The 13,403-nt window shown below is 44.3% G+C and carries 10 protein-coding genes; 1 reads left to right on the top strand and 9 read right to left on the bottom strand.

Annotated elements, in window-relative coordinates:
- Positions 1-17 precede the first annotated feature (17 nt).
- From G8O23_RS10240 to G8O23_RS10215, 6 genes are all read right to left on the bottom strand, one after another.
- A complete protein-coding gene (locus G8O23_RS10240) occupies positions 18-791 on the bottom strand; it encodes a zinc ribbon domain-containing protein (protein ID WP_166364446.1) in 774 nt (257 codons plus the stop codon).
- A gap of 6 nt (positions 792-797) precedes the next feature.
- A complete protein-coding gene (locus G8O23_RS10235) occupies positions 798-1,892 on the bottom strand; it encodes a Nif3-like dinuclear metal center hexameric protein (RefSeq protein WP_166364444.1) in 1,095 nt (364 codons plus the stop codon).
- Positions 1,893-1,902: 10 nt separating this feature from the next.
- Positions 1,903-2,238 carry a MerR family transcriptional regulator gene (locus G8O23_RS10230; protein WP_166364442.1) on the bottom strand — a complete coding sequence of 112 codons (336 nt, stop codon included), beginning with the start codon at positions 2,236-2,238 and terminating at the stop codon, positions 1,903-1,905.
- 4 nt (positions 2,239-2,242) lie between these two features.
- The gene (locus tag G8O23_RS10225; protein WP_166364440.1) at positions 2,243-3,346 is read right to left on the bottom strand and encodes a CapA family protein; all 1,104 of its coding nucleotides are present in this window, start codon (positions 3,344-3,346) and stop codon (positions 2,243-2,245) included.
- A gap of 38 nt (positions 3,347-3,384) precedes the next feature.
- On the bottom strand, positions 3,385-4,356 hold the full coding sequence (locus G8O23_RS10220) for a M23 family metallopeptidase (RefSeq protein ID WP_166364438.1): 972 nt from the start codon (positions 4,354-4,356) through the stop codon (positions 3,385-3,387).
- 124 nt (positions 4,357-4,480) lie between these two features.
- Positions 4,481-5,437 carry a M23 family metallopeptidase gene (locus G8O23_RS10215; protein WP_166364436.1) on the bottom strand — a complete coding sequence of 319 codons (957 nt, stop codon included), beginning with the start codon at positions 5,435-5,437 and terminating at the stop codon, positions 4,481-4,483.
- Positions 5,438-5,595: 158 nt separating this feature from the next.
- Here G8O23_RS10215 and alaS point away from each other — a divergent pair, with 158 nt between their 5' ends.
- The gene (alaS, locus tag G8O23_RS10210; protein ID WP_166364434.1) at positions 5,596-8,220 is read left to right on the top strand and encodes an alanine--tRNA ligase; all 2,625 of its coding nucleotides are present in this window, start codon (positions 5,596-5,598) and stop codon (positions 8,218-8,220) included.
- 73 nt (positions 8,221-8,293) lie between these two features.
- Here the strand turns inward: alaS and G8O23_RS10205 are convergent, their stop codons facing one another.
- The 3 genes from G8O23_RS10205 to G8O23_RS10195 form a co-directional block, all read right to left on the bottom strand.
- Positions 8,294-9,394, bottom strand: a complete 1,101-nt coding sequence (locus G8O23_RS10205; RefSeq protein WP_166364432.1) for a TlpA disulfide reductase family protein — start codon at positions 9,392-9,394, stop codon at positions 8,294-8,296.
- Between the two features lie 42 nt (positions 9,395-9,436).
- Positions 9,437-10,525 (bottom strand): methylmalonyl Co-A mutase-associated GTPase MeaB, encoded by a 1,089-nt coding sequence (gene meaB / locus G8O23_RS10200; protein ID WP_166364430.1) that lies wholly within the window; start codon positions 10,523-10,525, stop codon positions 9,437-9,439.
- 88 nt (positions 10,526-10,613) lie between these two features.
- Positions 10,614-13,160, bottom strand: coding sequence for a tetratricopeptide repeat protein (locus G8O23_RS10195; protein WP_166364428.1), 2,547 nt, complete (start codon positions 13,158-13,160; stop codon positions 10,614-10,616).
- Between the last annotated feature and the right edge of the window lie 243 nt (positions 13,161-13,403).

Raw genomic sequence — 13,403 nt, 5'->3', positions numbered from 1 at the left:
TTTTTTCAATTATTTATCTAGTCTTCTGATTCCTCTGAAAAGGCATCGTCAACCAATATCCTTCCGCAGTACTCGCATACTATTACTTTACGCCTAACCTTTATATCGAGCTGACGCTGAGGGGGTATTTTGTTGAAACATCCACCACATGCATCCCGCCTTACGGTAACAACTGCTAGTCCGTTTTGGGCATTACCCCTTATGCGCTTATAGGCTGTAAGCAATCGGGGTTCAATAAGTTCTTGATAAGCTTCCGATTTGCGAGCCAGCTCATCCTCCTCCTTCTGGGTGTCTTGGATAATGCTATCGAGCTCAGCCTTTTTCCCCTGAAGATCGCCTGAGCGCTCACCATGAAGTGTTTCTGCCTGCTCAATAAGTTCCTTCTTATCTTTAACCTGCTGGGTAAACTCCTTGATTCGCTTCTCGCAAAGTTCAATCTCAAGGGTTTGAAATTCAATCTCTTTAGATAGTGAGTCGTACTCCCTATTGTTCCGCACATTCTTTTGCTGCTCCTCGTACTTGGCAATAAGGCCTTGAGCATTCTTAATCTCGATTTTCTTTTCTGCCACCTGCTCGTTAAGGGAGTCAACATCAGCCTTCAGGTTCTCAATGCGGGTCTCGAGTCCAGCAATCTCATCCTCCAAGTCTTGAACCTCCAAAGGAAGTTCACCCCTAAGCGTTTTGATCTGGTCAATTTTCGAATCGATTTGCTGAAGTTCGTAAAGAATCCTAAGCTTCTCCTCTACAGGCATCTCGCTTACCTCTGAGGTTTTGTTTTTGTCTGCTACCATACCTTATTATAAGTAGTTAATGGGATTGGTTTTCACGTTTGATTTTAAGACTGCAAAATTAGGAATTTTTTTTGTAAGTACTTCATAAAAAATGTCTAAAGCAAACTGTTCGCTTTCAAAATGCCCCACATCGGCAACTACAAGCTTTCCTTCTGCATCAAAAAACTGATGGTACTTAACGTCGGCCGTGATAAATATGTCGGCTCCTGCCGCTTTGGCTTGACCAATAAGCTCGGCCCCACTTCCACCACAAATGGCAACCCTCTCAATTTGCTTGCCAGTTAGCGGTGAGTGCCTAATGCATCCTGCCCTAAACATCTTTTTAATTCGTTTCAAAAAATCCACCTCAGCTTGAGGTTTGGCTAGCTGACCAACCACACCAAGGCCTGCCCTTGGGTTTGCGTTCTCTATGGGATAAATATCGTAGGCAACCTCCTCGTAGGGATGAGACTGCAACAAAGCGCTAATTGTTTTCGACAGAACAGGTCTGGGTACAACAACCTCAATTTTGGTCTCAGGCTCGTGATGAAGTTCCCCCTTGCTACCTACAAACGGACTGGTGTTTTCACCCGCACGAAAAGTCCCCATCCCTTGGATATTGTATGAACATTGGTCGTAGTTACCAATCTGCCCAGCTCCTGCCTCAAACATAGCCAAACGCACCTGTTCAACCCTTTCATGGGGGACAAAGGTAACCAGCTTCACCAGCTGATTGCTTGCAGGGGCCAACACCGAGATGTTGGTCAAATCCAACACCTTGGCTGCAGCTGCGCTTACCCCGTTCCACACACTATCGAGGTTTGTATGGGCACAGTATATAGAGATGCCATGCTTGATGGCCTTAATCACTGACAACTCAACAGGGTTTGAACCCGTCAGTCGTTTTAGCCCCTTAAAAATTAGGGGGTGGTGTGCAACAATTAGGTCAGCATCCCGGGCCAATGCCTCATCAATCACCTCTGGCGTAACATCAACCGATAGCAAAACGCCACTCACCTTGTTGTTTGTTGCGCCAACAAGAAGCCCCGCGTTATCGTAACTCTCCTGATATCCAAGCGGGGCAAACTCCTCAATTATCGATGTTATATCTTTTACAACCATACAGTATCCATTACAACATTTCTCTTACCTCAAGCAACATCTCCCTAACACGCTTAAGCGATTCGATGGCCTCAAAGTTGTTGACCGTATCCTCCTTGTTTTCGGCAAGCTTTTTACGAGCGCCTTCCAATGTGAGCCGTTGCTCTTTTACAAGATGATAGATCAGCTTAAAGTTATTAATATCGGCCTTGGTGAAAAGGCGGTTCCCCTTCTTATTCTTTTTGGGCTTTATAACGTCGAAGTTTTTTTCCCAGAAGCGTATTAACGATGTGTTAACACCAAACATATTGGCCACCTCGCCAATGCTGTAGTAAAGTTTCTCAACCTTTTTCTCCTTGTAGGGCATGGCTCTAATTCTTTATGTTAATTGATCCGTCATCGCCAACAACCAGAGGGTGCTCTGGAAAATCCTCGGCATTTAGCCTTTGAATCTCCTTTACAGCCTGCATTGCCGGATCGGGCACAGCACCACCTCGGCCTCTCTGAACTATTGGATATATTTGACCTCCTACAAATTTACCATTTTTATCGACATTTACCTTTACAATGGGAGCAAATCCGTTGGGTCCTCGCAGATTAAATCGACCATAAGTAACAAAATTCCCCAGGCTGTATGCAATGAACCTTCCTTTGTAAAGGTCAATTGCTCGGGTTACGTGTGGGCCATGGCCAAAAATAATGTCACCTCCAGCATCAATAACATGTCGGGCAAATTCGTATACATTGCCCCTGTCCTCGCCATAGTAATACTCCCTTTCACGGGTGATATTTCGGTGGTTGGCGCCCTCGGCTCCGCCGTGAAATGAAACAATCACTACATCAACCTGACTCTTAAGCGATGACACAATTTGCTTTACCCGAGGAATATCGTTTATGCTACAGGTTCCCCTATTTGGAGCAAAAGCACAGAACCCATAGGTTATGCCATTTCGCTCAAATATGGTGGTTGGATGCGTAAGCAGGCCTGCGTAGCTAATTCCAACAGAATCGAGCAAACGCATGGTGGTGTTACGTCCTAAATCGCCAAAATCGCCCACGTGATTATTGGCAAGGCTCACCACATCGAAACCTGCATCAGCTAAGCAGTGCACATAATGTTCGGGCATTTTAAATGCGAAGCATTTGGTGGTATCGCGGCATTGCTTCACCACCTTTCCGTCGTTGAGGAAACACCCCTCAAGGTTACCAAAGGTAACGTCGGCATCGAGCAGAATATGCTTAACAGGGCTCAGCAGTGGTTCGCAGTTATCACGGTGAGGAAGGTACGATCGGTTGGGGAAATGGGTGCCAAGCATGATGTCACCAACACCAATTACCGAGAAAGTTTCAATTGAATCAGCAAGCTGAATGGCATCACCATCCTGAGCGCTTACAAAATTGTTTGAAGAAAGTATGGTTAAAGCTATGTACAGCGATGCAAAAGGCAAAGTGATCCTATTAAATTGTTGAAACATATGGAATGGTTTTATGCAGGTTCAAATTGGGAGAAACCCTAATCGAGTGACTGGCCGCTTTGGGCAGCTAGTTCAATTATTTTATCGTACTCTTCGGGTGTTAAATCGTTAAAGTAGAAATTGATGGGGTTTATGGGTTGGTCATTCTTTCTCACCTCGTAGTGAAGGTGTGGTGCCATGCTCATGCCCGTATTGCCCACCAAACCAATAACCTCACCACGTTTTACACGCTGACCCTTTCGCACCAATATCTTACTTTGATGAGCGTAGAGGGTTTTGTAGCTAAATCCATGGTCAATAATTACTGTATTGCCGTAACCTCGCGATGAGTGAATTACATCCGACACCACTCCATCGCCTGTGGCGTAAATTTCAGTACCAGTTGGGGCGGTGAAGTCCATCCCGTTGTGCATCTTTAGCACCTTATAAAAAGGGTGCATTCTAACACCAAAGGGGGAAGCAACACGTAGTAAGTTCTTATTAGATACGGGTTGAATGGCAGGTATGGAAGCCACCATCTCTTCCTTTCGTTTGGCCATCTCAATCACCTCATCAAAAGATTTTGACTGGATATACATCTGCTTCGATAGCTTATCAATTCGTTTAGCGGTTTCGATAACAATCTCCGAATTGGAAAGCCCCTCCAAATTTGAATACCTATCGACCCCACCAATACCTGCCTGCCTAATGGTGCTTGGAATAGGCTCTGCCTCAAAAATTGTTCGATAGATATTATCGTCGCGCTGCTGAATATCTTCGAGAACAGTGGTTATATGGTCGAACTTCTTGTTAAAAAGTTCAAACTGAAGCAACATCTCCTCATTTTCACGCCTCAGTCCGCGTTCTTGTGGTGTATCGAAAAAAAAGGAGAAGACAACGTAATAAGCAACGGATACAACAATGCTGAATAAAAAGTAGTTAAAACCCCTCCAAAACTTTTTCTTAAAGGAGGAATGCTCCTTCACAAAACTCAACGAATCGGGGTTAAACCTGTACTTGTGCTTGGGCATTACAAAAATAATGAGTGATAATAAGTTGCAGCAAATATAAAAAAAATGTGCAACAACCTAATGGTAACCCAAATAATTTGACACGAATGAAAGTTAATATAGATTAAAGATCAGTGTTTACAGGCTACTCGATGGGGTTAGCATTCCTCACCATCATTTCGTATTCTTCTGGTTTCATCTCGTTGAAGTAGTTCATTGGGTCAACGGTTCTGTTCCTATATATTACTTCGTAGTGTAAGTGTGGGCCTGTGCTGCGGCCAGAGTTGCCTAGGGTACCGATGACCTGCCCCCTAGATACCGTATCGCCTTTGTTAACATCAATGGAGTTAAGGTGTGCGTATCGCGTAAGGTAGCCGAAGCCATGATCGATAAGCACCACATTGCCGTACCCAAAGAAGGAGAAGGAAGCACTAACTACCCTCCCATTACCCGTTGCGTAAACGGGAATCCCCTTAGGTCCAGCAAAATCCATCCCTTGATGATATCTTTGCGTGCGAAGGAATGGATCGCGACGGTATCCGAAGTAACTGGTTATGCGCGTATCCTCATTCACAGCAACAGGTTGTATTGCTGGTACGCTTAGTATCATCTTCTCCTTATTCTTCGCTAGATCTATCACCTCGTCAAAGGATTTGGATTGAATATAGGTTTTCCAGGTAACCTGATCGAGCTTGGTAGCAATATCGATGAGCAAATCGGAGCTACTAAAGGTTCGTAGATGATCGTATTTGCTTGATCCACCCATACCCCCCATCCGGAGAGTTGACGGTATGGTATCGGCATCAAAAATGGCTCGGTAGGTATGGTTGTCGCGCCGTTGTATCTCTTCGAGAACAACATTAGACTCCTCAAGCATCTTGCCTAAAAGTTCAAACTTAAGCTCAATTTCTGCATTCTCCCGCTTCAGAATCTTCTCCTTGGGAGTATCAAAGTAGAAGGTATACGAGAAAAAAACAATTACAGCAACAGCTAAGCTAATAACGAATTGAATTGCTAAATTTGCAAACTTTTTAAGTAATGATACTTCAATGGGTTCAAAGGAAAGAGTGCTTGGATTGTATCTAAATTTCTTTTTTCCCATGGGAGTTTTAAAGCAAATTGTTAACTGTTTGTAAACTTTCTAAATTGACTAACAGCAGCAAATCTAATGTAAATATTTATTTTTGCAAAGTTTTCAATATTTTTTAGCACTTAAAATAACGCCAGAAACACAGATAAACACACAAAAAATAATAGTTTATGACATCGGGAGAAGCAAGACAAGCATTTCTAGATTTTTTTATGAGCAAATCGCACCAGGTTGTGCCTTCGGCTCCAATGGTCGTAAAAAACGACCCCACGCTCATGTTTACAAACGCTGGAATGAACCAGTTTAAAGATATATTCCTTGGCAACACCGAACCAAAGCAAAAGAGGGTTGCTAATTCCCAAAAATGCCTCAGGGTATCGGGTAAACATAACGATCTGGATGAGGTTGGACATGACACCTATCACCATACCATGTTCGAAATGCTAGGAAACTGGTCTTTTGGCGATTACTTTAAGAAAGAGGCCATTGAATGGGCATGGGAGTTCCTTGTTGATGTTCTTAAGCTCAATAGCAGCGACCTGTATGCAACAGTATTTGAGGGAAGTCCCGAGGATGGCCTTGAGGTAGATAAAGAGTCAATGGATTTGTGGAGACAATTTTTACCCGAGGACAGAGTGCTCTTGGGGTCTAAAAAGGATAACTTCTGGGAAATGGGCGATAGTGGCCCCTGCGGCCCCTGCTCCGAGGTACATATCGACCTTAGAAGCCCCGAGGAAAAGTCAAAGATATCGGGAAGAGAATTGGTGAACGAAGGGCATCCACAGGTAGTTGAGATTTGGAACCTGGTGTTTATCCAGTTTAACCGTAAGGCCAATGGCTCCTTGGAATCGCTCCCAGCCAAGCATGTCGATACAGGAATGGGCTTTGAACGCCTTTGCATGGCTTTGCAGGGCAAGCAAAGCAACTACGATACCGATGTTTTCCAACCAATTATTCAAGAAATAAGCCGCGAGTGTGGCATTGCCTATGGCAACGATATTAAAACCGATGTGGCCATGCGCGTGGTTGCCGACCACCTTCGTGCCGTTTCGTTCTCCATTGCCGATGGACAGCTACCATCAAACGTTAAGGCTGGGTATGTAATCCGCCGAATTCTTAGGCGTGCAGTGCGATATGGTTACACATTCCTAAACTTTAACGAACCATTTATAAACAAGCTAGTTCCTATCCTGGCCAACCAAATGGGCAAATGGTTTCCAGAGCTTACCGCTCAGCAGGAGCTAATCACCAAGGTGATTTTTGAGGAGGAGCAATCGTTTCTACGAACCCTCGAAACGGGAATTAGGATGCTCGATGGCATTATGGAAAAGGCCAGTAAGCAAGGCAAAAAAGAGATTACCGGCAACGACGCATTTATTCTTTACGACACCTACGGTTTCCCCTTCGATCTCACGGAGCTAATCCTCAGGGAGCATGGCCTTAGCGTGAGCAAAGCAGATTTTGAGAAGGAGATGAAAGTGCAAAAAGATCGCTCGCGCAGCGTGGCAAGCGTTGAAACACACGACTGGATTGAGATCATCCCCAATGCCGAAACCCAATTCGTAGGGTACGACTCGCTTAAATCGGAGGTAAAAATTACTCGATATCGAACTGTAAAGCAAAAAGGGAAAGAGCAGTACCATCTGGTATTCAATAAAACACCATTCTACGCCGAGTCGGGCGGACAGGTTGGCGATATGGGAACAATCACCAGCAGCAACGAGACCATTAAAATACTGAACACCGTTAAGGAAAATAATCTAACTATACATCTAGTAGACAAGCTTCCCGCCGAAGCAAATTCCACGTTTATGGCCGAGGTGGATGTTAACAAGCGTATTTGCACAGCCAATAACCATACGGCAACCCACCTTCTGCACCATGCCTTGAGGGAGGTTTTAGGTTCGCACGTTGAGCAGAAGGGTTCGCTGGTGCACCCCGATTACCTCCGGTTCGACTTTGCCCACTTCCAAAAGATGACTGATGAAGAGATACGAAGGGTAGAAAGCTTGGTGAACGAGGCTATTCGCCAGAACACCATGGTTGATGAGCACCGCGATGTTCCAATGGATCAGGCGCAGCAAATGGGAGCCATTGCGCTATTTGGCGAAAAGTATGGCGATGCGGTAAGGGTTATTCGCTTTGGCGATTCCGTTGAGCTATGCGGAGGAACACACGTAAGCGCTACAGGAAACATTGGGCTTTTCAAAATTGTGTCCGAAGGGGCTATATCAGCAGGCATACGAAGGATCGAGGCCATTACGGCTCAAAAAGCAGAGGATTTCCTCTATCAGCAGGTCGATTTTATAAAGAACCTCAAAGCCCTTATGGGTAACCCACCCGATGTAATGGTGGCTGCCGAAAAATTGGTGAACGAAAACAGTTCTTTAAGGAAACAAATTGAGGCCTTTACCAAGGAGCACGTTAAAAATCTGAAAGGCTCGCTAATATCAACTGTAGCCTCTAAAAACGGTGCATCGGTTATTGCACAAAAGGTTGATATTGATAACGCCGACGCATTGAAAGACTTAGCCTACCAGATAAGGAACGAAGTGCCAGACCTTTTCCTAGTGCTGGGTGCGGAAATTAACGAGAAACCCTTGCTAACCGTAATGGTGGCTGAATCGATTATTGAATCGAAAAAAGCGGACGCATCAACCATTATAAGGGAAGCAGCCAAGGAGATGAAAGGTGGTGGTGGCGGTCAACCATTCTATGCAACAGCAGGAGGTAAAGACCCACAGGGACTCGAAAAGGCCATTGCCAAAGCGGTTGAAATATTTGTGAAGCTATAATTCAAACTAATTACATAAACAAGAGAGGGGCCTTGCGGCCCCTTTCCTATTCTGACTTATAATGGTTGAAAAGTTAGTCCAACAGCTCGGCAAGCTTCTGTGCTAGCTCATCGCCTCTTAAATTCTTGGCAATAATTTTACCATCGGGGCCAATTAGCAAGCTGGCTGGTATGGACTGAACACCATACATTTTGGCTATTGAGTTTTCCCATCCAGATACATCCGAAACCTGATGCCACTCAAGGCCATCGTCCTTAATCGCGTCTAACCACTCCTGCTGCCTGCGATCCAGCGAAACGCCAAAGATATCGAAGCCTTTATCTTTGTACTGATTGTAAAGCTTAACAAGGTTGGGGTTTTCACGACGGCAAGGAGTACACCATCCTGCCCAAAAATCGAGTAACACATAGTTTTCGCCAGTAACTGATGAGAATGTTACCATATTGCCATCGGGATCGGGATGCGTGAAATCCATGAAGGGTTGGCCAACTGCTGTAAGCTTATCGGTATCTAACTTCTCGTTTAGGGCAATAACAAATGGCGACGACTGAATGCTCTTGGGAAATTTCGATACAATGCTCTCAAGCTCCTCGAACGACAGCTGGTTTGCCAGCTGGGTTAAGGTGATATATGCCGAAAGAACAGAATTACTATTATCAATAGCAAACGTTTTTACCGCCTCCATCATCTTGTCGTTCTCAGCCATAAACTCTTCACGCAGCTGCTCCTCCAGCTCAGGGGTAAGCGAACCATCCATGGCCGCCATCTGAAATTTCTGCTGAATTTGCATCATTGGGCCAGACAACTCTTCCTGCAACTGATTAAACTCGAGCAAAAGATCCTGAGTTGCCGAACCATTGATGTCGCTCGACATAATATTATCTACATTACCCTTAATGGTAATATTGGAATTCTCAAGAAAAAGGATAAGCCTATCCTCGGGAAACTTAAAATCAATGGCATAGATATCAGGCACCTCAACCGATCCAGCAAATTGAAACTTGCCGTTGGTCATCATGGTGGAATCAACCGAAATCAACTCGTTGTCCTGCATAGTTTTTAAAACAACCATCTGATCGGTTGCTCCGTCGATGGTTCCATTTATTTTGTACTCGCTTTTGGAGCACGAAAGTAGCATTAAGGCTACCGAAGAAATTACTAATAGTTTTCTCATTTTACTTTTTTTTGGTTGATAACAATTAAAAAACAATAAGGTTTATATTGATTTGTAGAAATCAAGAATTCGTTTGGCAGCAGCAAAGGAGCTGATCCTGTCGGCAAGCACATCCTGCTCAGTAGCCTTAATCAACGCCTTAACCTGTGGATTGTGGAACAAGTCATCCTTTAACGACTCGGTTATGGTTTGGAACATCCAGTACTTGGCCTGCTCGAGCCTGCGCTTTTGGAAAAAACTGGACTGCTTGGTAAACTCAACATACTCGAGTATCTGTTCCCACACCTCGTTTATCCCCTCCTTTGTAACCGAAGAGCAGGTTTTTGCCCTGGGTAACCACCCGGATTCGGGCATAGGGAATAGGTGAAGTGCACTCTCGTATTGTACCCTAGCGCTTTTGGCCTTGTTTACATTCTGGCCATCGGCCTTAGTTATGGCAATCAGGTCGGCCATCTCCATTATTCCACGCTTAATCCCCTGCAGCTCATCGCCGGCACCAGCTAACATCAGCAGTAAAAAGAAATCAACCATGGAGTGCACTGCCGTTTCGCTTTGGCCTACGCCCACCGTTTCAATAAAGATGGTATCGAAGCCAGCAGCTTCGCACAGAATAATTGTTTCGCGGGTTTTTCGGGCTACCCCCCCAAGTGAACCTGCAGAGGGCGAAGGTCTGATAAATGCATTAGGATCATTGCAGAGTGTCTCCATCCGGGTTTTATCGCCCAGAATACTGCCCTTGCTTCGCTCGCTGCTGGGGTCAATGGCAAGTACGGCTAAGCGGCCTCCAGCCTGGGTAATGGCACCCCCCAACGCCTCGATGAAAGTGCTTTTGCCTACACCCGGCACACCGGTAATTCCTATTCTAATGGATTTTCCAGTATGCGGCAAGCACTTTTCAATTACCTTTTGGCCCAGCTCATGGTGGCTAGGCAGGGAACTTTCGATTAGCGTAATGGCTTGGCTTAACACAGAAATATCACGATTAAAAATCCCCTGTGCATACTGATCGGGGTCAAGCAGTTTACGCTTTTTACTCTTTAAGCGCGAAGCGATATTGCTATTGATTGTGGGTGGCTGCTCTACTCCAGGATTGACCTTTAGTGCAGATCTAAAACCTTCCTTTGATGTCATATCATTAAAATTGCTCTACAGAAAAGACAAAGGTAGGCATTTTGAATCATTAATCTAATGGTAACCCTGGGCACCAAGCTAAATGAGACTAAACCCTAACCCCAAACACCACTATATCATCTATTTGCTCGGTATCACCTCGCCAAGCAAGGTGCTCGTTGTACAGTATTTGCTTCTGCTCCTCCATGGGCTTTTGGTGGATATCGAGAAGCAGCTGCTTAAACCGTTTCGACATGAACTTGCGTCCGTCGGCTCCACCAAACTGGTCGGGGAAACCATCGGAATACATGTAGAAGCGATCGTTGGGTTGAAGGTCGATTTCGTGATTTGTAAATGGCTGATGATCGGTTATGTGAATTGCCACAGGCATCTTATCGGCCTTGTACTCAATAATGTCATTATCTCGTATAAGCACCAATGGGTTATATGCCCCTGCCCATTCCAGCTTCATATTCTCGGTATCGAGCATACAAAGTGAAATGTCCATCCCATCCTTCTGCTCATCCTTCTTTCCTGTTTGCGATAGGGTTAGCTTAATAAAATCGCGAAGCATATTCAGTATTTGGGCAGGCTGCATAATGCCCTCCTTGTTCACAATCTCGTAAAGGAACGACACACCCAGCATGCTCATAAAAGCTCCGGGAACGCCATGCCCTGTACAATCGGCTGCAACCAGCACCATTTTGTTCTGTTGCTTGGTAAACCAGTAAAAATCGCCGCTTACAATGTCGCGCGGAAGGAAAAGCACGAAGTGCTCGTTCAACTCCTCCCTAAGTATGGTGGGTGATGGTAGTATGGCGTTTTGAATTCGGCTTGCATACCTAATACTATCGGTAATCTCTTGCTTTTGATGCGAGATCAGCTCATTCTTCTCCTCCAGAATTCGGTTAGCCCTTTGCTTTTGCCGTACCATATTTATTAGCAGACCTGCAAAAGCCAAAATCACAATAATACCACCTATGGAAATGGCTATTGTAAGCTTCTGGCGCTGAATTACCGATCGCTGTAGCTCCTTCTCGTTATTCAGCAGCTTAATCTCCTGCTCCTTCTTCTCTGTTTCGTACTTGGTTTGCATCTCGGTAATAATCTTTTGGCTTTGCTCCGAGAACAGCTCATCCTTGATCTTATTGTAGGCTTTAATGTGCTTTATAGCTTTACCCAGATTACCAGTACTCTCGTATACCTTTGATAGCTTTTGGTGAGTGTGCCTTGCCAGATCTTTAATCCCTAAATCTTCGGATATATTAAGACTTAGCAGGAAACTTTGCTCTGCACTGTCGAAATTTCTTAGCTTGCTATGGTACTCACCGAAATAGAAGTGGATTAGCGCAATATCGTACTGGCTATTAATATCCTTTGCTAGGTCAAAGGCAGTATTTAGGTGACTCCTTACCCTGCTCCAATCGCGGGTATAAATGTAATGGCTACCTAGGTTTATGTTAACATTGACAATCTCTTTGGTATTATCTAGGCTTTTAAAAATTTCCAATGCTTGGTAGTAGTAATCGAATGTGCTTTGGTAGGCCGAATCGACATCATTCACTTTTAGTCTTGATAGTGAGTCTTCCCACTCCTCGCCATACTCTGCCACAAATTTGTTCATAGCCAAAAGGGAGCTGATGTTCGCAATATTATTTAACGACTCTGCCACCCTACCCTGATTTTCCATCTCACGATATAACGCCAAAGCTTCTTTATGATACATTAGGGCTCGTCGATAATTTTGCTCATTCTCCATAACTGCCAGCGGACTTCGCGAAAGGGATTCGTAAACCAAGCCTATCTCGCTGCTGTTGGCAGCTATAAAGACCTTCTCGCCTAGCTCCTCCGATAACCTTAAACTCTTCTGATACTGCTCTATGGCAAGCTGAAAATTGCCAATAACCCTATGTGTTCGGCCAAGGTTGTGCTGAGCAAGAGCAACCCCTCGAATATCATTCAACGATTCTCTAATCTCTATTTCCCGCAGGTACGATTCAATGGATAGCTGGTACTCCCCACAATTAAAGTAAGAACTACCCAACTTATTATAGGCACTGTAGAGCTCATTTTGTGTCCCAAACTCTTGAAAAATACTTAGGGCTTCATTCTGTTTTGCTATTCCCTCAGCACATTTGTTTAGCTTAATTAGGATGTCGCCATAGTCCAAAAGGGCATCAGCAACCTTTACCTTATCGTTAATACTTTCGGCTAGTTCTAATGATTCTAAAGTATAGCTAATAGCCAAATCCATCGAATCGAGGTAACGATATGTCCTTCCTATTTGTCGCTTGGTTTGTGTTATTGATTCCTTATCGTTTATTGAGGTGTAAATCTCGAGCGCTTTGCTATATGCCTCAAGGGCCTCATCATCCAGCCAGTTCACGTTAAAATATCTGCCCAAGGAGTACAGTGCATCTGCTTTTAAGTTGGGCTTGTTGAGCGATGTTGCAATTTCTAGAGCCTGCTCGGCATAGTCAAAACCAATCTCACTGTCGATAAACTGTTCGCTCAGCTCGAGAAGTATTGCTACCTTATCGGAATCATTAGCTTTGCTTAGGCTATAAAGTAGGCTATCCGCTTTACTTTGTGGCTCTTGCCCAAACGATAGTGTCGTTACAAAGGTTAGTAGGAAAAGGGTAATTAAACGTTGCATCAAAATCAATATTTATCACCAAAAGTAATTAAAAAATAAATTCAACTGTTTACTTGCCCAATTATCTTACGCCAATATCTTTCAAAAAAATACAAATAATGCCGCACAAAACATTGAAAGGCAATAGAACTTTGTGTAAGATACCACTAGCATCCGAAACTTTTCGAAAATAAGCAAAAAAAACCTATAAGCCCCACTGAATACGCCTAAAAATTCGAGCTATCCAGAAAATAAGTTCTTCTC

The organism is Perlabentimonas gracilis (genome assembly GCF_011174675.1).
Classification (GTDB): domain Bacteria; phylum Bacteroidota; class Bacteroidia; order Bacteroidales; family Tenuifilaceae; genus Perlabentimonas; species Perlabentimonas gracilis.
This window is presented reverse-complemented; position numbering and strand designations above follow the sequence as displayed.